The following is a 19,827-nucleotide window of genomic DNA, read 5'->3' as shown; positions in this document are numbered from 1 at the left end:
GCCGTTTAAAACTTATTTTTTTAATTCCTGTTAAGATAACAATTCTAATTGACGAATTTTGTTAAACTATGTTACGAAACCATACTCCATTATTAATTGTTTGTTTTGCTTTGTTGCTGTCATGTCAAAATCAGCAAAATCAAAGTGATCAAGCTGATGCCACAGATTCGGCAACCACAAAAGCGACTAAGGTATCTGGTGAGTTAAAGGAGAATGTTCTTTTTTTTGGTACAAGTTTAACAGCAGGTTATGGGTTGGATCCTACGGAAGCTTACCCCGACCTAATACAAAATAAAATTGATTCTTTGCATTTGGCCTACAAGGTTATAAATGGTGGTTTGAGTGGAGAAACATCGGCTGCGGGGCTAGAACGGATAGATTGGTTTTTAAAAAAGCAACCAGTTGCTATTTTTGTGCTAGAGCTTGGAGCAAATGATGGTCTTCGGGGGTTGCCTTTAAAGGACACAAAGAAAAACTTGCAAGAAATCATTGATCGTGTAAAGGCAAAGAACAAGAATGTTAAACTGGTGATGGCCGGGATGCAAATGCCGCCTAATTTAGGTAAGAAATATACCGCAGATTTTGCAGCCATTTTTCCTGCGTTGGCGGAAAAAAACAAGATGAAATTAATTCCGTTTTTATTGGAAGGCGTGGCTGGCAATCCAAAGCTTAACCAGCAGGATGGGATTCATCCAACAGCACAAGGAGATAAAATACTGGCAGAAAATGTTTGGATCGTATTAAAAGAAATGCTTTAAACAATTATAATTAGCATTTCATAATTTCTCATTTTAACTTTAAAGATGATACAGAAAATATTGATTGCGACAATTGCATTAGCGCACTTATACATCCTTTATTTCGAAATGTTTGCTTGGGAAACCATTGGGAAAAAGACCTTTAAAGCGTTGCCGGAAAACTTGTTTAAGCCTACCAAGGGGCTAGCTGCAAACCAAGGACTTTATAATGGTTTCCTAGCTGCCGGCTTAATTTGGAGCTTTTTTATCGAAGACAAGGTTTGGTCTAATAACATTGCGCTGTTTTTTCTTTGTTGCATAATGATTGCCGGAATTTAAGGCGCGTTTTCTGCATCTCGCAAAATATTTTTTGTCCAGGCCGTTCCCGCTATTATTGCTATAATTGCTGTGTTAGTAAACAGTTAACAGCGCATTTTTTATCAAGCTAAGTGTTAAAAGTGCATCGCATAAACCCGAAACTCCCACATATGATAAGAATAAACGACGAATTACCCTTATCCGCATTGCGCGAAATAAAGATTGGCAACATGGTTACCGATACTTTTAGCAAAACCGGCCTAGTGGAAAAAATTGATTATGCCGACGATGGCCTTTACAGCATCTTTAAATTTTCGCTAATTACCGGAAGGGTGATTGAGGTGAGAAGATAATCGAGGGGTAAAGATTAAAGAGCAAAGACAAAACGCAAATCGCCACCGCAAAATAGGCGCGTAGCAGTTCAAATATTATCTCCTCTGCTTTCTATTTTATAAATCTAGTTCTTTTAGATTTATTTCGCTTTTAATGTCAATTAAACGCCTAAAATTAAAATATAAAGGTGAAAACAAAATCACAGGGATAAGAAAAGTTCCGTAAATATGGGAGCTTTTCCCTGCCAAGAATATTATAGTGTACGATGCAAGAATTATTATGATTAAAACTAAAAGCACTGAATTTAATATCTTTTTTAATTTAAATAATTCTTCATCGCTTAAATCATTTGTTTCTTTAAATATCATTTAAATTTGATTTTTTTTTCAAATACTCAGCAATATCCTCTTTTTAAATCTGAATGCGCTCCACTGTAATTTCTGGTTTTGAATAAGCAATAATTTTACTAACCGCTTTGTACCTTAAATCTCACCGCTCAAATCTGATCTCCGCCCTACTTATCACCCAAAATTATTGGAGCTCCTTTTCCATTGCCCATAATTATTATTTTTGTATTTGGCGATGTTGCAATTTCTCTTTGCGTTAAAATTGCTTCGTATTGAAGTTGCTTATCGCTCAACCCGGTTGAAAGAATCTTCTGATAGTCTGCTATACCCTGTGCTTCTACTCTTTTTCGTTCTGCCTCTTGTCGCTCTTTTTGAAGTACAAACGTCATTTTTTGGGCGTCTTGTTCAGCATTTATCTTTGATTCTATACTTGCTTTTACCGATGCAGGCAGTGTAATGTTTCTGATCAATAAAGATTGTAATTCCAGTCCTCTGCTATTAAATGCTTTTTCTATTGTAGAAAATATTCTGGATTGAAATTCGTCTCTTTTGCTGGAATAAAGTGCTACCGCATCATACGCTACTGCATTGTCTCTAATCGCTGTTCTGGCGATTGGGCGCACAATTTTGGCAAGATAATCTGTACCGATATTTTTTAAAATTAACGGAGCAGAGCTTCCCTTTACTCTAAAAAGAACTGATAAATCTATTACAACCTCTAGTCCGTCAGCGGATAGCACCCTTAGTGCGTCATCACCAGACTTTGATCCTTCATCATTAACACCACTCATGGTGTAATTTTGCGTCTTCACGTCGAATGGGGTAACTTCTGCTATCGGATTTATAACGTTTAATCCGCTATAAAGCACATCATTGTCTACTTTTCCAAAAATGGTTTTGACACCAACTTCTCCTGCATCAACCACTTTAAACATAGAGGTAAGACCGCCTACAACGACGATAAGAATACCTACTATTTTTATAATATTGCCATAAGCTGCCACTTGGTTATCTTGTTTAGAGATTGCAAATCCAACAACTACAATTAAAATTCCGAGTACAATTAAAAACATATTTTTTTGTTTTGATTAATTTTAAATATACATTTTTTTTTCAAGGGACGTGCCTGGTTGCCCTTAAACCTGTAAATATGACGCTGCACTTTTATTGCTTAAGTTTTCGGTATGCCTTTTATTAGTGCTGCAAACCCGACTTAATATTTGGTTTGATTTTTTTACAAACCACAGTTAATCATGCCGTTTGCTTACTTTTTTTTTGATAAAATTTTTAGCAATTTTGCAAACTGGAATTTTCGGCAGATTTTGTTGAAAACCTCCTTCAATTTTCCTTAAAATATGAGCAAAAAATCTGTCGACCTTGGCGAGCAAAAAGATGTAGAAGTTTATGGTGCAAGGGTACATAATTTAAAAGATATAGATGTAAAATTTCCGAGAAATCAGATGGTTGTAGTTACCGGATTAAGTGGTAGCGGCAAATCTTCTTTAGCTTTCGATACCATTTATGCCGAAGGTCAGCGTCGCTATATGGAAACATTTAGCGCATATAGTAGACAATTTATGGGCGGGATGGAACGTCCGGATGTAGATAAAGTTTCAGGGTTGAGTCCGGTTATTGCCATCGAACAGAAAACCACCAGTAAAAACCCGCGTTCTACTGTCGGGACCATTACCGAAATTTACGATTTTATGCGTCTTCTTTTTGCGCGTGTTGCTGATGCTTATTCTTACAATACTGGAGAGAAGATGGAGCGCATGAGCGAAGGCCAAATTTTACAGACTATTTTTAACAAATTCGATGGTGTTGCAGTGAATATTTTAGCGCCTGTTGTAAAAGGTAGGAAGGGGCATTATAGGGAGCTTTTTGAGCAGATTAGAAAACAAGGTTATGTAAAGGTAAGGGTAAATGGTGAGGTGAAAGACATCGCTGCAAAAATGCAAGTCGACAGGTATAAAATACACGATATAGAAGTGGTCATAGATCGGTTGATTATAGAGAAAGACAATAAGAAGCGCTTATCAGACTCCATACAAATTGCTATGAAAATGGGGAAAGGTGTTATAAAAATTAGCGATAAAGACAATAATGTGGCACATTTTAGTAAGTTTTTAATGTGTCCTACTACCGGGGTTTCTTATGATGAGCCTCAACCAAATAGCTTTTCTTTTAATTCTCCTTACGGCGCTTGCGAGCGTTGCAACGGACTCGGTTATGTATTCGTGGTCGACAAAGATTCGGTTATTCCAAACCCAAAATTAAGTATTGTAAATGGTGGGTTAGCGCCACTTGGCGAATATAGAGATGTTTGGATGTTTCAGGTTATTAAAGCGGTAGCAAAAAAATATGGCTTCTCACTTTCCGTTCCGATCGAAAAGTTGAGTGAAGAAGCAATTGATATTCTTTTAAACGGGAGTGAAGAGCTTATAAAGGTTGCTGTAGAATACAATAAATGGAACGTTCAGAATTATAACATTACCTTCGATGGGATTATTAAGATGATCGAGGAGCAGAATGAAAAACGCGGTGATGGAGGAGACGATTTAGAAGCATTTAGAAAACTGCAGACTTGTCCTGTTTGTACTGGTGCCAGGCTCAAGGAAGAAAGTCTACATTTCAAAATTGATGGAATGAACATTTTCGATTTGGCTTCGATGGATATCAATCATTTAAAGGCGTGGTTTAAAGATCTTGATGAGCGCCTGAACGATAGACAAAATACCATCGCTAAAGAAATCTTAAAAGAAATAAAAGCCCGAATTGGTTTTTTGACCGATGTAGGGTTAAATTATCTTACGCTTGATAGAACCTCTCGAACACTTTCTGGAGGTGAAGCCCAAAGAATTAGGCTTGCTACCCAAATTGGTTCTCAACTGATGAATGTAATGTACATTTTAGATGAGCCAAGCATTGGTTTGCACCAGCGAGATAACGAAAGGCTGATAAAGGCCCTGAAACACTTGCGAGATTTGGGCAATACAGTTTTAGTTGTTGAGCATGATAAAGAAATGATTTTGGAGGCAGATTGGGTCATTGATGTAGGCCCGGGTGCAGGAATTCATGGAGGAGAGATTGTGGCTCAAGGAACGCCATCACATATTTTAAAAGCAGATACTTTAACAGCCGCTTACTTAAATGGAAAAAAAAGTATCGCAATGCCTTTAGTTAGGAGAAAAGGCAACGGAATGAAATTGTCTCTTATGAAAGCGACAGGAAATAATTTAAAAGATATTTCCGTAGACTTCCCGCTTGGAAAATTTATAGCTGTTACAGGAGTTTCAGGTAGTGGAAAATCTAGTTTGATTACAGAAACGCTTTATCCAATTTTAAATCATCACTTTTTTAGGGCTAAAAAACATCCTTTGCCTTATGAAAAGATAAGTGGGCTAAAGCATATAGATAAGGTTATCGAAATAGATCAAGCACCAATTGGACGCACTCCAAGGTCAAATCCATCCACCTATACAGGTGTTTTTTCAGACATCCGAAATTTATTTGTTCAGCTTCCAGAAGCAAAAATAAGGGGTTACAAGCCTGGTCGTTTTTCTTTTAACGTAAAAGGCGGTAGGTGCGAGACCTGCAAAGGCGCGGGTTTGCGATTGATAGAAATGAATTTCTTACCAGATGTGCAGGTGCCTTGTGAAGAATGCGGTGGGCGCAGGTATAATAGAGAAACATTAGAAGTTCGCTTCCGCGGGAAGTCTATTAGCGATGTGCTGGATATGAGCGTTGAGGAAGCATGCGTGTTTTTCGAAAACATCCCAACCATTTATCGTAAAATTAAAACGTTAAACGATGTCGGCTTGGGGTATATTACACTTGGTCAGTCTTCTGTTACTTTATCTGGAGGAGAGGCACAACGCGTAAAACTTGCAACCGAATTAAGTAAAAAAGATACCGGGCAAACTTTTTACATTTTAGATGAACCTACCACTGGACTACATTTTGAGGATATAAACGTGTTGCTCGGTGTGTTAAATGAGTTGGTTGAAAAGGGAAATACCGTTTTGGTTATCGAACATAATTTAGATGTGGTAAAAGTTGCTGATTGGGTAATCGATCTTGGTGAAGAAGGTGGCGCCGGCGGTGGAAGAATTCTATTTGAAGGTACTCCAGAAGGATTGATGGAAAATCCGATAAGCCTGACAGGGAAATTTTTGATGAAAGAGGTTCAAGGTTGACGGTTTTGGAGCAAAGAACAAAGAGCAAGGAGCAAAGATCAGGCGTATCCAAATTTCTCACATCTAATAATTAGACGAATAAACAACTTGCAACCAAACTCGTAACTTATAACACGCAACACGTAACTTAACTAACCATGCAACTGACCGACACCCACACCCATATTTATTACGAACAAGAGCCAGAGAAACAAGCGGGACTAATAAATCGTTGTTTAGAAAATGGCATAGAGCGATTGTTTTTGCCAAACGTAGATGTAGCTTCAATTGCGATGATTGATGATATGGTGAAAAAATATCCGAAGCATTGTTTTGCGATGGCGGGGCTTCATCCATGCGATGTAAAAGAAGATTATCATAGCCATTTAGACGATATTTATGCGACTATTTCTAATCGGAAGATTTACGCAATAGGAGAGATTGGCATCGATTTGCATTGGGATAAAACTACACTTATTCAACAGCAAGACGCGTTTCGTAGACAAATTGCGTGGGCTAGAGATTTAAGTTTGCCTATCGTTATACATTGTAGAGCAGCATTCGACGAAGTTTTTGAGGTGTTGGAGAGCGAACGAAGCGAAAAGTTAAGAGGTATTTTTCATTGTTTTACTGGCGACTTAGCACAAGCAAAACAAGCGATTGACTTAAATTTTTATTTAGGTATTGGTGGAGTAGTTACCTATAAAAAAGCTGGATTAGACTTAATTTTAGCGCAGCTTTCTATTAATAGCTTAGTTTTAGAAACAGATAGTCCCTATTTGTCACCGGTTCCTTTTAGGGGGAAGCCCAACGAGAGCAGTTATTTGATTTACATTGCACAAAAACTAGCAGATATTTATAAGTTATCGATGGAGGAAGTCGCTAAAATTACTACAGACAATTCTAAGAAAATCTTTGGAGTTTAAGGCACTTTCTCTGGGTTGTAGATTTGCAGAATTCATGAATATGTGTAGAATTTAGCTATCTTGAGAAAATGATATTTACTTGCCATTTTTTGAAATTTGGCAGACTTTTTATCTACGCAGAACGTAAATTTCCCATTTATTTAAATTTAGTCGATGAGCATTAAATTTGTACTTTGTTTATTACTTGTCTACATTAATTCAGTGGATCTTTGCGGGCAAACTAAATTTAAAACACTCACCGGCAATTCTGGTAAAAGCATAGAAAACTACGGCATCCGTCAAGATGTTTATGGAACTTGGATGGGAAGATCTAGTTGGGCTGATCTCAAGAATGGCAACTGGCTTATGGTACCGGAAAGTGGCAATCCAAAGTGGAGGCGAGACCATTTCGATCGTGCTACAGATGTTGGCGTCCCGCTTATTCCTCACGATAGTGGTCAGGATCTAAATGAATTGCTTAAGGCGGCAATTTATGGCGAACAAGATAGTACCTATCTATCGCTTGGTGCTGCGCTTGCTCATTATTGTTCAAAAACTGTTTTTGCCCGTATTTGGTGGGAATTTAATATGTATCCTGTAAAACAGGATAATAAATTGTTCATTGCTGCTTGGCGAAGAGCAATTCCACTCATTCGAAAGGGTTTTAAGCAGGCCGCGGTCAAAGGCCAGATCTTAGAAATTGTATGGTGTACCAATGCAGGCGTTCCAAATCCAGAGCCCTTTTATCCTGGTGATGACGTAGTCGATATTATTGGTTCTGATACTTATGGAATGGTTTGGGGCGATGCTGATCCCTCAGCAGCGCAGATGGTCCACAGAATATTAAAAGACCCATACATGTTAGAGTGGCAAACTAAATTTGCCAATGCACATAAAAAACCTGTCTGCCTGGGAGAATGGGCTAATGTTGCAAAAAAAGGACTGCAAAAATCTGAAAGTCATGGCATTGGCGATTTTCCAGAATATATTGATGTAATTTATGATTGGATACAGACTAATAAATACGGGTGCAGATATGTATGCTATTTTAATTTGGAAGATGGAGGAATTCTAACTTCGCTTGATAAAACTCCGAAAGCCTTGCTGAGATTAAAAGAGCGAGCGGCAGAGGCCAATCAGAAGTAACCTATTTCGGCATAAAACATTTTATAACCTAGTTTTAGTATTTCACAGAAATTAAGAATGAACCTAAGAATTCATTGATAAGTCATAATCTCCCCATATAGTCCATCTTCCCGCAAGAACACCTTTCTTTTTTTGGATTTCGAAACCAAGGTTAAATTTCTTGGCTTATTGCGTATCACAGTTAAGCGAAAGGAGTACATTAGCGTTGTAAAGATCTGTGTTACTTGCAATTCTTAACCAATGCAACTGTTTTATTTATGCTAAGTGACTGAAGAAATTTCGTCTTTAAAGGTATAGAGAAAATATGTTCTGAATAAAATGATTATTGGCTTTCGCTAACGTTCAGTAAATCAGCGTTATTTAAGATTAAAGAATTTGAAATGAACATTTTATAATCAGTAAACTGTTTAGATTGTTTCTTCTAAATTTAGTAAAAACCTTGATTTTTATTTGAGCGCTTTTACACGCTCTACACTTAATCTTTTTTAGTCTAAAAGACAAAAAAAGGATATCGTTTCGATCGTTAGCGCTAGCGAGTCGCCAAGAAAATAAAGTACGTTCGAAAAGTGACGCAAGATAAATTTCTAGTTATAGGAATCTGTTATATTTACACCAAATACTCAAACAAAGTTTGATCCTCATTTAAATCTATTGCTTCAAATTTAAAATCTTTCATGCGTTGCACAAGGCTTGCAAAATCTTCTTTGTTCGTAAGTTCAATTCCAACCAAGGCTGGACCGTTTTCTTTGTTTGTCTTCTTAATGAATTCGAAACGGGTAATATCATCTTTTGGTCCGAGAACCTCGTTTACAAATAGTTTTAGAGCGCCTGGTCGTTGTGGAAAGCGGACAATAAAATAATGTTTCAGACCTTCAAATAAGAGAGATTTTTCCTTTATCTCTTGCATTCGCTCAATGTCGTTATTGCCACCACTAACAATGCAAACCACATTCTTCCCAACAATACTCTCCTTCAACTGACCCAATGCAGCTACTGCTAGAGCACCTGCCGGCTCTACGACTATGGCGTCTTCGTTGTATAATTTTAGAATAGTAGTACAAATTTTTCCCTCCGGGATAAGATGCATTTGGTCTAAATAATCTCTACAGTACTGGTAGGTGATATGGCCAATGCGTTTTACTGCTGCGCCATCTACAAATCTATCTATCTGGTCAAGCGTATACGGACCACCTTTTTCCATCGCGGTAAGCATAGATGGCGCTCCTAAAGGTTCTACGCCAACCATCAAAATTTCTGGCTTTATGGTTTTCAAATAAGCACCAACTCCAGAGGCTAGTCCGCCACCTCCAACAGGAAGAATCACGACATCAACATTTGGTAAGTCTTGATAGATTTCTACGCCAACAGTACCTTGACCCTCAATGATTTTCTCATCATCAAAGGGCGGAATAAATGTAACCGAATTTTCTTTGCTGTAGGCCAAAGCTTCCTTCAAACAGTCATCGAAAGTATCACCCACCATAATAACCTCCACATTATCGCCACCAAACATATAGGTTTGTTTTACCTTTTGCTTAGGGGTAATTTCTGGCATGTAGATTACGCCTTTAATATTTAGTTTTTTGCAAGAAAAGGCAAAACCTTGCGCATGATTTCCCGCGCTAGCACATACCACTCCATTTTTTAATTCTGCTTCAGAAAGCGTGCTAATTTTGTTGTAAGCTCCGCGCAATTTATAGGAGCGCACAATTTGTAAATCCTCGCGTTTTATATAAATATTGGCATTATATTCTGCTGATAACACTGCATTAAATTCTAATGGAGTTCGTTTTACAATTCCTTTAAGTCTTTGATAGGCTTCTTCGAATTGAAGTTTATGAGGTACCGTAGACCCAACTTCTTGGTCAATCCCCTCAATTTTTCTATAAGTTTCGAAAGTAATGTTCTTAATGTTTTCCACGTTGATTGTCGACTTAATTCTTATAAAAATTTATTAACCGCATCTAAGTAGGCGTTTGCCGATGCCTTTACAATGTCTGTGCTGAATCCGTAGCCGATAAAAGATTTACCCTCGTAATCTAAACGCATATTTACCTTGCTGATATCATCGCTGCCTTTATGCATCGACTGGATAGCAAATTCTGTAATCTTAACATTTTGATGGGTAAGGGTTTTAATGGCGTTTACAGTCGCATCAACTGGCCCATTTCCCTTGGCAGTTGCTTCGCTTAATTTCCCATCTACTTCTAATTTTACAGTGGCATTTGCAGTGTTCTCATCACCACAAATAACTTGTAAATAACTTAGATTGTAGCCGTTTTTTATAGAAGATGCTTCTCCATCACTCATTAAGGAAAGTAAATCATCATCTGTGATGTCTAATTTCTCATCAGCCAAAATCAAAAAGCGCTCATATACTTCATCAAGGCGAATTTTATCGTTATCATAACCTAATCGCTGTAAATGGTGTTTCAAGGCATGTCTGCCGCTACGGGCAGTTAAAATGATATCGGCACTTGCTAGGCCAACATCTTCTGGATTGATGATTTCATAATTCTCTCTGTGTTTTAAAAAACCATCTTGGTGAATTCCAGAGCTGTGCGCAAATGCATTTTTACCAATTATCGCTTTGTTTGGCTGAACTGGCATACGCATCATCCGGCTAACCATGCCACTAATATGGGTAAATTGCTTGCTGTTGATGTTGGTGTGCAAACCCAAATTGTGAGTTTTTATAACCATGGCAACTTCTTCCAAAGCAGTATTTCCAGCGCGTTCTCCGATGCCATTTATAGTACATTCAATCTGTCTAGCACCGTTAATTGCACCAGCTATGCTGTTCGCTGTGGCCAAACCTAAATCGTTGTGGCAATGAACCGAAATAATCGCTTGGTCGATATTTCTAACGTGTTCTTTTAGATACTTAATCTTTGCGCCGTATTCTTCTGGTAAACAATACCCATTGGTATCTGGAATGTTTACCACAGTCGCACCAGCAGCGATAACCGCTTCTATCATCTGTGCCAAATAAGCATTGTCTGCCCTGCCAGCATCTTCCGCATAGAATTCGATATCCTCGACAAAGGTCTTAGCATATCTTACGGCCTCAACCGCCCGTTCTAATATTTTCTCTCTAGTGCTGTTAAATTTATACTTTATGTGCATGTCTGATGCACCAATCCCTGTATGAATTCGAGGGTGTTTTGCATATTTTAGAGAATCTGCAGCTACATCAATATCGCCTTTTATGGCACGAGTTAATGCACAGATGGTAGGTTCTTTAATTGCTTTAGAAAGTTCTACCACACTCTGAAAATCACCCGGACTAGAAATTGGAAAACCAGCTTCGATAATATCGACGCCAAGAAGTTCTAACTCTTTGGCTATTTCTATTTTCTGGTTGGTGTCTAATTGGCAACCAGGAACTTGTTCGCCGTCTCTTAATGTAGTGTCGAAAATATATACTCTATTTGGGTCGTGGATCATGATTTTTCTTTATTAGCTATTCTGGTTGATAAAAATTTAAGAACGGTTTTACCCATTTCGGCAGTGCCTAAAACTTTATAGCGATTGGTGTTTGGGTCGGCAATATCATTTGTTCTAAAACCTTCCTCAAGCACGTCATTTATGGTATCTACAATCAATTTTGCTTCTTCTTGTAGCCCAAAACCAATATCTAGCATTAGGGCTGCAGATAGGATAGAAGCCAAAGGATTCGCTAAATCTTTGCCCGCAATATCGTGAGCAGAGCCGTGGATGGGTTCGAAAAAACCAATACTTTCTCCAATTGATGCCGAGGCCAACATACCCATAGAACCGGCAATTTGAGACGCTTCATCTGTTAAAATATCGCCGAACAGATTTGAGGTAAGCACCACATCAAAACGATTGGGGTTTTTTATAAGTTGCATCGCCATGTTGTCTATAAAGATATGCTCCGTCTCTACATCTGGGTATTGTTTAGAGATTTCTTGAACAGTTTCTCTCCATAATCTAGAGCTTTCTAACACATTTGCCTTATCAACTGAACAAAGTTTTTTGCTTCTTTGCTGTGCTGCTTTGTATGCTTTGTGTGCGATGCGTTCTATTTCATATTGGTGATAAATCATCAAATCTGAAGCTGTTTTTCCATCGTCTTCCCGCTTTTTGTCGCCAAAATAAACATCGCCAGTTAACTCCCTAAAAAACAAAATATCAGTTCCTTTTAAAATGGCTGGCTTAATACTTGATGCATGAAGCAATTCATCAAAAAGCAAAATTGGACGTAGATTTGCAAAAAGACCAAGTTCCTTTCTGATTTTTAGAAGGCCTTGCTCTGGCCTAACTTTAAGGCTAGGATTATCGTCATATAAGGCATGACCAACGGCGCCAAATAATATGCCGTCCGTTTTTCTTGCTTTCTCTAACGTCTCTTCTGGTAGTGGATTCCCGGTTTTTTCTATTGCCGCATGACCCATCAGAGCTTCGTCAAACGTGAATTGATGGTCAAATGCTTCAGCAATATGTTCTAACACCGCTTTTCCCCAAGTGGTTACTTCTGGTCCAATTCCATCACCCGGAATCACTAAAATATTTTTTTTCATAATCTTAAAGATTTATATGCTTTCAATGTTCTCAACGTACTTAAAGTTGTGAACGCCCTCATCTGTTTTTACTATATTTTCTATGAGTATTACTTCGCCATTTTCTAATACTATTCGTTTTTCAATGCATTTTGGCAATGCGGTTTCAAAATGCCCTACATAAATTAGTGTCATTCCGTTTGCACTTAGCTCGTCTATCAACTGATTAAAATCTTGAGTTTGCTGAGCATCTAACCCTTGACAAGGTTCGTCTAAAATTAACAATTCAGGATTTTTAATAATTGTTCTTGCCAATAATACCAAACGTTGTTTGCCTAGTGGAAGCGAACTTAGTGTCTTGTTTTTCTGACCTTTTAATCCAAAATATTCTAATAATTCATCTACCTGCGTTTTTTTTGTATAGGGCAGCTGTTGATAAAGGCCAACGCTATCATAAAAGCCAGACGCAACGCTTTCCCAAACTGTTGCAGTTGTATCAAAATACCAATGAAATTCTGGAGATATTAATCCGATGTGTTGTTTTATCTCCCAAATACTTTCTCCACTTCCTCTTTTGCTGCCAAATAAAGAAAGGTCGTTCGCATAAGCTTGTGGATGATCGCCGCTGATCAAGCTCAATAAAGTAGATTTACCTGATCCGTTGGCACCTTGCAGAAGCCATTTCTCGCCTGCTTCTATCTTCCAGTTTACGTTTTTTAAAACCTGCTTTTCGCCATAGCTGATGTTCACATCAACCATCTCTACGATGCCTTTTGATGCATAGACAGGAGGCGTTTTTAAAAAAGAAGGAATTTCACTCAAACTTTTTGTAGAGATTTTCGAGGAGTTCCGAACTGAATCAACCTCAACCAACTTACCGTCTATAATTTCTGCGAAATGAGTTATCGTATTCGGCAGTTCACTGTCGTTACAAATTATGATTAATTGAACCCCTTTTTTTGCGGTTTCATCCAGCAAATCATTAAGATTTTTTCGACTTATTGCATCCAAACCTGTGTACGGTTGGTCGATAATAAGTAACTGCGGTTTTAGCCAAAGGGCCTTTACAAGCTGTAGTTTCTTGTGTTCGCCGCTAGACAATTCAATTAATTGGGCATTTCCTAAGGAGGAAAATCCCAAAGCATCTAAAATTGGTTCTACTTGGTCGAAGAACAATGCGTGTTCTTTTCCGTAACTCAGCAATTCTGCGGGAACGGTAGAAATTTCTTTGCTTTGGTTGCTATTGTAGCGCTGTTGGTAATAGAAATTGGCAACTCCCTCTAAGTTTTTAAACTGATACCAGCTTTCAACATATATCGCTTTGGCTGGAAGTTGGGAATACAAATCGAAGTTGATTTTTACTTCTTCTATCTTATTTACTTGGGTTACAATAGTTTTTGCCAAAGCTGTTTTTCCGCTTCCGCTGATGCCTGTTAATACCCAGTTTTCTCCGCGCTTTATCGTCCAGCTCAAATCTCTTAGTACCGGCTGTTGATGGTAACTTAGGTTTAAGTGCTGGATAAAAACTTTCCAGCCCGATGAAGGGGATGTTGAATTTCTATCGCGAATGGGAATCGGGTTAAGCATTTTTTCAGTTTAAACTCCCTCTAGGGGTCGGGGTATTTTCGTACGCCTCTATTAATTCTTTTTGATTTAAAATAAAATCGATGTCATCGTAGCCGTTTATCAAACAAGACTTTTTATAGGTATTAATCTCAAAAGTCTCTTGCTCGTCGGTTTTAACAATTGTAAGCGTTTGATTATCTAAATCAACTTTTAATTGAGCATCTGCATCTCCATTTATAACCTCGAAAATTTGAGTTAAAAAATCTTCTGTAACTTGGATAGGTAGCAAACCATTGTTCAAAGCATTTCCTTTAAAAATATCGGCAAAAAAACTGCTAATAACCACATCAAATCCTGCGTCTTGTATCGCCCAAGCTGCATGTTCTCTGCTACTGCCACAACCAAAGTTTTTTCCGGCAACTAAAATTTTTCCGCTGTAAGTTGGGTCGTTTAGTACAAAGTCTGCCTTCGGAGTATTGTCGTTGTTAAATCGCCAATCTCGAAATAGATTTTCTCCAAAACCTTCACGCGTTGTTGCTTTTAAAAACCGCGCAGGGATAATCTGATCTGTATCTATATTTTCTATGTTTAATGGCACAACGGCCGATGTTAATGTGGTAAACTTTTTCATCTCAATATTTTAAATTGCGAATTAGCTATTCGCTTGTACTTTATTATTTTTATTCTAATTGATAGACTTTACCCGTTGTTGCTCCTAAATGGTCTCAGAGAGATTGCTTCGTGCCTCGCAATGACGAAGCGCGCCTTGCAATGACGATTGAGGGAAGCGTTAGTCTTTGGTCTTTGCTCCTTATTCTTTGCTCTTAATCGCTTTCAACCTCAGCCTTCTATAATCTGCTATCCATTCTCCGTTTATGAAGTAATTGGGTTTTAATATTTCTACAGCTAAGTTTTTAATAGCTTCAGCTTGTTCTTCTTCTAGATTTTTAAATGCATGTTGTGCAAATTGGTTAATCCAATTGTATATGCCTTGTTCGCCTTTTAATGGCGTGGGCCGATCGAACAGCCACATTTGCTCCACTTCAAATCCATTTGATTCTAACAAATTGGCATAGTTACTAATTGATGGGAAATACCAAAAGTTAGTTTCTATCTTATCAGCTAAATTTAGTTTTATTGCTGCCGCATCAATTGCATCGGTAATGCTTTTAATGTTTCCTTTGCCACCAAATTCTGCTACGAGTCTTCCTCCAGGTTTCAAGCTTTTAAATAATCCAACAACTAATGCTTCTTGGTTTTCTATCCAATGGAAAGTGGCATTGCTAAAAATGGCGTCGAAACTTTCCGAATAGGGCAATTTAGTTGCATCCACCACTTCAAAATTTATATTTGGGTAAGAAGCTTCAGCGCTTTCAATCATCTCTTTTGATGCATCTATACCGAGAACTGTTGCGCCACTTTCTACAATTTGCGCAGCCAGCTGACCAGTACCACAACCTACATCTAAAATCTTTTCGCCAGGCTTTGGCGCGAGCCATTGCAAAACATCCGATCCATAGTCAGAGACGAAATGGTGATGTTTATCGTAAAGTTTACTATCCCAATCTATTTCTGGCATCTTACCCCCTAGACCCCTGAAGGGGCGTTTAACTTTCTTTTGTGAATACTATTTTTCATTATTTCTCCCCGTTACAGTCTCTCTTAGGGCTATAAGGTTACGTCTATATAATGTTCGACGATGGGAGCAGGCTCGTAAAAGTGTTGAAGTAATTTCTTCCATTCCTGATATTCTGCAGAATTTCGAAACCCTACAGTATGTGCTTCCAAGGTTTCCCAATGTACTAGCAGCAGATATTTGTCAATTTGTTCTACGCATTTTTTCAACTCATGAGAAATATATCCTTCCACTGAGGAAATAATTTTTTGGGCTTCGCTAAAAGCCTTTTCAAAATCTGGAGATAATCCTTCTTTTATAGTTAATGTTGCTACTTCTAATACCATTTTCTTATTTCTTCTTGTTAAGATTGCCTCGTTCCTCGGAATAACGATTTCCTCGAGGGAGATTTTGGCTACTTGTCTTTGTTCTTTACTCCTTATTCCTTACTCCAAACACCCTTAACCTGCAACTTCTCTTATATCCACAATCTTTCCCATCACCGCAGCAGCTGCGGCAGTAAGTGGGCTAGCCAAAAGCGTTCTAGCATTTTGTCCTTGTCTGCCCTCAAAATTTCGGTTTGAGGTAGATACACAATACTTTCCTGCCGGGATTTTATCTTCATTCATCCCCAAACAAGCACTACAGCCTGGCTCTCGCAATTGAAAACCTGCTGCTTCAAAAATTTTGTCTAAACCTTCTTTTTTTGCTTGCTGTTCTACTTGTTTTGAACCGGGAACAATCCAAGCGATAACATTATCTGCTTTGCGCTTACCTTCTACAAATGCGGCAACTTCTCTCAAATCTTCAATACGAGAGTTTGTGCAACTTCCGATAAAAACATAGTCGATTGGTTTTCCAATTAGCGCCGAATCATCCTCAAAACCCATATAATTTAGGGCTTTTTGGTACGAAAGTTTTTCTTTCTCAGGTTGTGATGCCGTTGCCGGAATGTTTTCTCTTATACCCATTCCCATACCCGGGTTGGTGCCATAAGTAATCATTGGCGTAATATCGGCCGCATCAAAAGACAACACTTTATCAAATGTTGCATCGGCATCGCTATACAAAGTTTTCCAATAGGCTAGTGATTTATTCCACTCTTCGCCCGAAGGAGCAAACTCTCTACCTTTTATGTAATCGAAAGTAGTTTGGTCTGGAGCAATTAATCCACCTTTGGCGCCCATCTCGATGCTCATATTACAAATGGTCATCCGTGCTTCCATACTTAAAGCTTCGATGGCGTCGCCTGCATATTCTATAAAATAACCTGTGCCACCGGCGGCAGATATTTTAGCGATAATATACAGAATGATGTCTTTTGCAGAAACGCCTTTGCCCAATCTTCCATTTACCTCAATTTTCATGGTTTTCGACTTTTGCTGCAGCAAACATTGCGTTGCAAAAACCTGTTCTACTTGAGAGGTACCAATCCCAAAAGCAATGGCGCCGAAAGCTCCATGAGTGGATGTATGACTGTCGCCACAAACAATTGTTTTTCCAGGTAAGGTAATGCCTAACTCCGGGCCAATCACATGGACAATTCCTTGAAATGGATGACCTAACCCGTAAAGTTCAACGCCAAATTCTGCGCAATTTTTAGTCAACATATCTACCTGATATCTTGAAAGTTCTTCCTTAATCGGTAATAATTGATCTAAAGTTGGCACATTATGATCGGCTGTTGCTACGGTTTGTTTTGGCCGAAATACAGACAATCTCCTTTTACGCAACCCATCAAAGGCTTGCGGCGAAGTTACCTCATGTATTAAGTGTGTGTCTATGTATAAAATATCAGGAAATCCTTCTTCGCTTTTTACAACGTGTGCATCCCAAATTTTTTCTACTAATGTTCGCCCCACCCCATCCCTCCCCGAAGGGGAGGGAGCAGACTCGCTATGTAATGATTCTTCTAACATGATGCTTTAATAAATTCTTTTTTAATCCTTTTACGATTTGATTTAATCCGTCTAAAAGCCCCCTTTGGGGTTGGGGGATTAAGCCGTTTTAATCGCCTTCATTGCAGTCATCGCTTTGCGTAATTTTGCCCCAACTTTTTCCACTTGATGAGAACGAATTGCATCATTTACTTCAATTAGTTTTCTATTGTCTACGCCTGCATCCTTACCTTCATTAAAGTTTTTCCCAACCAAATCCGTATCAACATTTTTCATGAAATCGGCCAAAAGTGGCTTACAAGCTTGGTCGAATAAATAACAGCCATATTCTGCGGTATCAGAAATCACTCGGTTCATTTCGAACAGTTTCTTACGTGCGATGGTATTTGCAATTAGCGGCGTCTCGTGCAATGATTCGTAGTAAGCAGATTCTGGTTTAATACCTGCGTGTACCATCGTTTCAAAAGCCAACTCTACGCCTGCTCTAATAAAAGCAACCATTAATGTATAATTGTCGAAATATTCTTGCTCGCTAATTTTTACATCACCTGCAGGAGTTTTTTCAAAAGCTGTTTCTCCAGTTTCTGCCCGCCATTTTAAAAGGTTTTTATCGCCATTGGCCCAATCTTCCATCATGGTTTTGCTAAACTCGCCGCTCATGATATCGTCTTGGTGTTTTTGGAATAACGGACGCATAATGTCTTTTAATTCTTCAGAAATTTCAAAAGCTTTTACTTTCGCCGGATTGCTCAAACGATCCATCATAGCCGTAATACCACCTTGTTTTAAGGCTTCTGTGATTACCTCAACCCCATATTGCACCAATTTAGAAGCGTAACCTGCGTCTATTCCCTTTTCTATCATTTTATCAAAAGAAAGAATGGAACCTGTTTGAAGCAATCCACAAAGAATGGTCTGTTCGCCCATTAAATCTGATTTAACTTCCGCCACAAAAGAGGAATTTAAAACACCAGCTTTATGTCCGCCGGTACCAACTGCATATGCTTTCGCCTGTTCGAAACCTTTTCGTTCTGGATCGTTTACAGGATGCACTGCGATAAGTGTTGGTACGCCGAAACCACGCACATATTCTGCACGAACCTCGCTACCGGGGCACTTTGGCGCTACCATAATTACGGTAATGTCTTCGCGAATTTGCATGCCTTCCTCTACAATGTTAAAGCCATGAGAATACGAAAGTGTAGACCCTTTTTTCATCAATGGCATAATGGTTTTTACCACTTGTGTGTGCTGCTTATCTGGCGTAAGGTTAATCACCACATCTGCACTTGGAATTAATTCCTCGTAAGTACCAACTGTAAAATTGTTCTCGGATGCATTTTTCCACGAGTCGCGTTTAGCATCTATCGCCTCTTGTCTTAATGCATAAGAAACGTCCAGGCCGCTATCTCTTAGGTTTAAACCTTGATTTAAACCTTGCGCGCCGCAACCAACAATAACTAGTTTTTTTCCTTTTAAAGCACTTACGCCATCTAAAAACTCGTCGTTGCTCATAAATTCGCAAACGCCCAGTTGATCTAATTTTTCTCTAAGTGGTAATGTGTTAAAGTAATTCGACATTTTTTTCTGTTTATTTTTTTCTGCGTATCCTCATTATTGTTGGGACCGCAGTGTGTTAATATTCTTATTTAATTTTTGAAACGAACGTTAATGGGTATTCTATTTCCAAGTCCCATTTTCGGTTTCAACTTTTATTCACTCCAACTCATTCGGGTTAATTTTATTAGGGCCACACAATAAATTAAATTGCCTTTTTTCTCAGATTATATTAGTAATTTTTTTATTGCTAAAGCATAACCAAGGTGCATATTATCGTGGCCAACTGTGGTAATTAATAATTCTTCTGGGTTATTCATTACTGCACCATAGGTAGCTGTTGCGAATGGAACCATTGCTGAAAATGCACCATTTGCATAATCTTCTTTTATCTTCTCGATACTCGTCAACGCCATAGTTTTCAACTCAGCGATTTCCTCTGCGCTAACTGTATAGGTTGGACGTGTATCTTTCTTGTAAAACTCGCTGTATTTTATGGAGCTTGCATCTTTCAAAACCCCTGTACGAACGTAGCAAAGTAATTCTGTAGTGACTACAATATGCCCAAAATTCCAGATGATGTTGTTGCTGCAGCCCGCTGGTATTTTATTTAATTGTTCGTCAGTTAAACTATCTATCAATCGAATAAAAGAGCTTCGGGTGCTTACTATAAATTCAAATATTTCTTTCATTTCGTTATTTAATAC

General features: G+C 38.4%; 18 protein-coding genes. 6 read left to right on the top strand and 12 right to left on the bottom strand.

Annotation, left to right across the window (positions count from 1 at the left end):
• The first annotated feature begins 68 nt into the window (after positions 1–68).
• The 3 genes from ACVWYG_RS15430 to ACVWYG_RS15420 all read left to right on the top strand — a co-directional run bounded on the left by ACVWYG_RS15430 (position 69) and on the right by ACVWYG_RS15420 (position 1,408).
• Entirely contained in the window at positions 69–758 is a 690-nt protein-coding gene (locus tag ACVWYG_RS15430) for an arylesterase (RefSeq protein WP_457271277.1), read from the top strand.
• A gap of 45 nt (positions 759–803) precedes the next feature.
• Complete coding sequence (locus ACVWYG_RS15425) at positions 804–1,076, top strand: DUF1304 domain-containing protein (protein WP_457271274.1); 273 nt, start codon at positions 804–806, stop codon at positions 1,074–1,076.
• A 149-nt stretch (positions 1,077–1,225) separates the two neighbouring features.
• On the top strand, positions 1,226–1,408 hold the full coding sequence (locus tag ACVWYG_RS15420; protein ID WP_457271273.1) for a hypothetical protein: 183 nt from the start codon (positions 1,226–1,228) through the stop codon (positions 1,406–1,408).
• A 96-nt stretch (positions 1,409–1,504) separates the two neighbouring features.
• Here ACVWYG_RS15420 and ACVWYG_RS15415 read toward each other — a convergent pair whose 3' ends face one another.
• Together ACVWYG_RS15415 and ACVWYG_RS15410 are read right to left on the bottom strand one after the other, a co-directional pair.
• Complete coding sequence (locus tag ACVWYG_RS15415) at positions 1,505–1,756, bottom strand: hypothetical protein (protein WP_457271271.1); 252 nt, start codon at positions 1,754–1,756, stop codon at positions 1,505–1,507.
• Positions 1,757–1,902: 146 nt separating this feature from the next.
• The gene (locus ACVWYG_RS15410) at positions 1,903–2,808 is read right to left on the bottom strand and encodes a prohibitin family protein (RefSeq protein WP_457271269.1); all 906 of its coding nucleotides are present in this window, start codon (positions 2,806–2,808) and stop codon (positions 1,903–1,905) included.
• A 282-nt stretch (positions 2,809–3,090) separates the two neighbouring features.
• Here ACVWYG_RS15410 and uvrA point away from each other — a divergent pair, with 282 nt between their 5' ends.
• From uvrA to ACVWYG_RS15395, 3 genes are all read left to right on the top strand, one after another.
• Positions 3,091–5,931 carry an excinuclease ABC subunit UvrA gene (uvrA, locus tag ACVWYG_RS15405; RefSeq protein WP_457271268.1) on the top strand — a complete coding sequence of 947 codons (2,841 nt, stop codon included), beginning with the start codon at positions 3,091–3,093 and terminating at the stop codon, positions 5,929–5,931.
• A 137-nt stretch (positions 5,932–6,068) separates the two neighbouring features.
• Positions 6,069–6,836 (top strand): TatD family hydrolase, encoded by a 768-nt coding sequence (locus tag ACVWYG_RS15400; RefSeq protein ID WP_457271267.1) that lies wholly within the window; start codon positions 6,069–6,071, stop codon positions 6,834–6,836.
• Positions 6,837–6,989: 153 nt separating this feature from the next.
• Positions 6,990–7,961: a glycosyl hydrolase gene (locus tag ACVWYG_RS15395; protein ID WP_457271265.1), complete on the top strand. Its 972-nt coding sequence runs from the start codon at positions 6,990–6,992 to the stop codon at positions 7,959–7,961.
• A gap of 607 nt (positions 7,962–8,568) precedes the next feature.
• Here the strand turns inward: ACVWYG_RS15395 and ilvA are convergent.
• The 10 genes from ilvA to ACVWYG_RS15345 form a co-directional block, all read right to left on the bottom strand.
• Entirely contained in the window at positions 8,569–9,831 is a 1,263-nt protein-coding gene (gene ilvA, locus ACVWYG_RS15390) for a threonine ammonia-lyase IlvA (RefSeq protein ID WP_457271347.1), read from the bottom strand.
• Positions 9,832–9,902: 71 nt separating this feature from the next.
• Positions 9,903–11,408, bottom strand: coding sequence for a 2-isopropylmalate synthase (locus tag ACVWYG_RS15385; RefSeq protein WP_457271263.1), 1,506 nt, complete (start codon positions 11,406–11,408; stop codon positions 9,903–9,905).
• The gene (gene leuB, locus ACVWYG_RS15380) at positions 11,405–12,505 is read right to left on the bottom strand and encodes a 3-isopropylmalate dehydrogenase (protein WP_457271262.1); all 1,101 of its coding nucleotides are present in this window, start codon (positions 12,503–12,505) and stop codon (positions 11,405–11,407) included. Before leuB ends, ACVWYG_RS15385 begins: the two co-directional genes overlap by 4 nt.
• A 12-nt stretch (positions 12,506–12,517) precedes the next feature.
• Complete coding sequence (locus tag ACVWYG_RS15375) at positions 12,518–14,071, bottom strand: ATP-binding cassette domain-containing protein (protein ID WP_457271260.1); 1,554 nt, start codon at positions 14,069–14,071, stop codon at positions 12,518–12,520.
• A gap of 4 nt (positions 14,072–14,075) precedes the next feature.
• Entirely contained in the window at positions 14,076–14,681 is a 606-nt protein-coding gene (leuD, locus tag ACVWYG_RS15370; RefSeq protein WP_457271258.1) for a 3-isopropylmalate dehydratase small subunit, read from the bottom strand.
• A 180-nt stretch (positions 14,682–14,861) separates the two neighbouring features.
• On the bottom strand, positions 14,862–15,629 hold the full coding sequence (locus ACVWYG_RS15365) for a class I SAM-dependent methyltransferase (protein ID WP_457271256.1): 768 nt from the start codon (positions 15,627–15,629) through the stop codon (positions 14,862–14,864).
• Positions 15,630–15,718: 89 nt separating this feature from the next.
• Positions 15,719–16,012 carry an antibiotic biosynthesis monooxygenase family protein gene (locus ACVWYG_RS15360; protein WP_457271254.1) on the bottom strand — a complete coding sequence of 98 codons (294 nt, stop codon included), beginning with the start codon at positions 16,010–16,012 and terminating at the stop codon, positions 15,719–15,721.
• 114 nt (positions 16,013–16,126) lie between these two features.
• Entirely contained in the window at positions 16,127–17,527 is a 1,401-nt protein-coding gene (leuC, locus tag ACVWYG_RS15355) for a 3-isopropylmalate dehydratase large subunit (RefSeq protein ID WP_457271345.1), read from the bottom strand.
• A 135-nt stretch (positions 17,528–17,662) separates the two neighbouring features.
• Positions 17,663–19,144 (bottom strand): ketol-acid reductoisomerase, encoded by a 1,482-nt coding sequence (gene ilvC / locus ACVWYG_RS15350; RefSeq protein WP_457271252.1) that lies wholly within the window; start codon positions 19,142–19,144, stop codon positions 17,663–17,665.
• Positions 19,145–19,347: 203 nt separating this feature from the next.
• The gene (locus ACVWYG_RS15345) at positions 19,348–19,812 is read right to left on the bottom strand and encodes a DinB family protein (protein ID WP_457271250.1); all 465 of its coding nucleotides are present in this window, start codon (positions 19,810–19,812) and stop codon (positions 19,348–19,350) included.
• Positions 19,813–19,827 lie beyond the last annotated feature (15 nt).

The sequence above is a fragment of the Pedobacter sp. UYEF25 genome (genome assembly GCF_054061655.1).
The sequence above is the reverse complement of the archived record's forward strand: the minus strand, read 5'-3'. Positions and strand labels throughout refer to the sequence as shown.

Coding starts and splice junctions, on each gene's coding strand:
- ACVWYG_RS15400 (WP_457271267.1), top strand. CDS start 6,069: ATGCAACTGACCGACACCCACACCCATATTTATTACGAACAAGAGCCA.
- ACVWYG_RS15365 (WP_457271256.1), bottom strand. CDS start 15,629: ATGCCAGAAATAGATTGGGATAGTAAACTTTACGATAAACATCACCAT.
- ACVWYG_RS15415 (WP_457271271.1), bottom strand. CDS start 1,756: ATGATATTTAAAGAAACAAATGATTTAAGCGATGAAGAATTATTTAAA.
- ACVWYG_RS15375 (WP_457271260.1), bottom strand. CDS start 14,071: ATGCTTAACCCGATTCCCATTCGCGATAGAAATTCAACATCCCCTTCA.
- ACVWYG_RS15430 (WP_457271277.1), top strand. CDS start 69: ATGTTACGAAACCATACTCCATTATTAATTGTTTGTTTTGCTTTGTTG.
- ACVWYG_RS15360 (WP_457271254.1), bottom strand. CDS start 16,012: ATGGTATTAGAAGTAGCAACATTAACTATAAAAGAAGGATTATCTCCA.
- ACVWYG_RS15420 (WP_457271273.1), top strand. CDS start 1,226: ATGATAAGAATAAACGACGAATTACCCTTATCCGCATTGCGCGAAATA.
- ACVWYG_RS15345 (WP_457271250.1), bottom strand. CDS start 19,812: ATGAAAGAAATATTTGAATTTATAGTAAGCACCCGAAGCTCTTTTATT.
- leuD (WP_457271258.1), bottom strand. CDS start 14,681: ATGAAAAAGTTTACCACATTAACATCGGCCGTTGTGCCATTAAACATA.
- ACVWYG_RS15385 (WP_457271263.1), bottom strand. CDS start 11,408: ATGATCCACGACCCAAATAGAGTATATATTTTCGACACTACATTAAGA.
- leuB (WP_457271262.1), bottom strand. CDS start 12,505: ATGAAAAAAAATATTTTAGTGATTCCGGGTGATGGAATTGGACCAGAA.
- ACVWYG_RS15395 (WP_457271265.1), top strand. CDS start 6,990: ATGAGCATTAAATTTGTACTTTGTTTATTACTTGTCTACATTAATTCA.
- ilvC (WP_457271252.1), bottom strand. CDS start 19,144: ATGTCGAATTACTTTAACACATTACCACTTAGAGAAAAATTAGATCAA.
- uvrA (WP_457271268.1), top strand. CDS start 3,091: ATGAGCAAAAAATCTGTCGACCTTGGCGAGCAAAAAGATGTAGAAGTT.
- ACVWYG_RS15410 (WP_457271269.1), bottom strand. CDS start 2,808: ATGTTTTTAATTGTACTCGGAATTTTAATTGTAGTTGTTGGATTTGCA.
- ACVWYG_RS15425 (WP_457271274.1), top strand. CDS start 804: ATGATACAGAAAATATTGATTGCGACAATTGCATTAGCGCACTTATAC.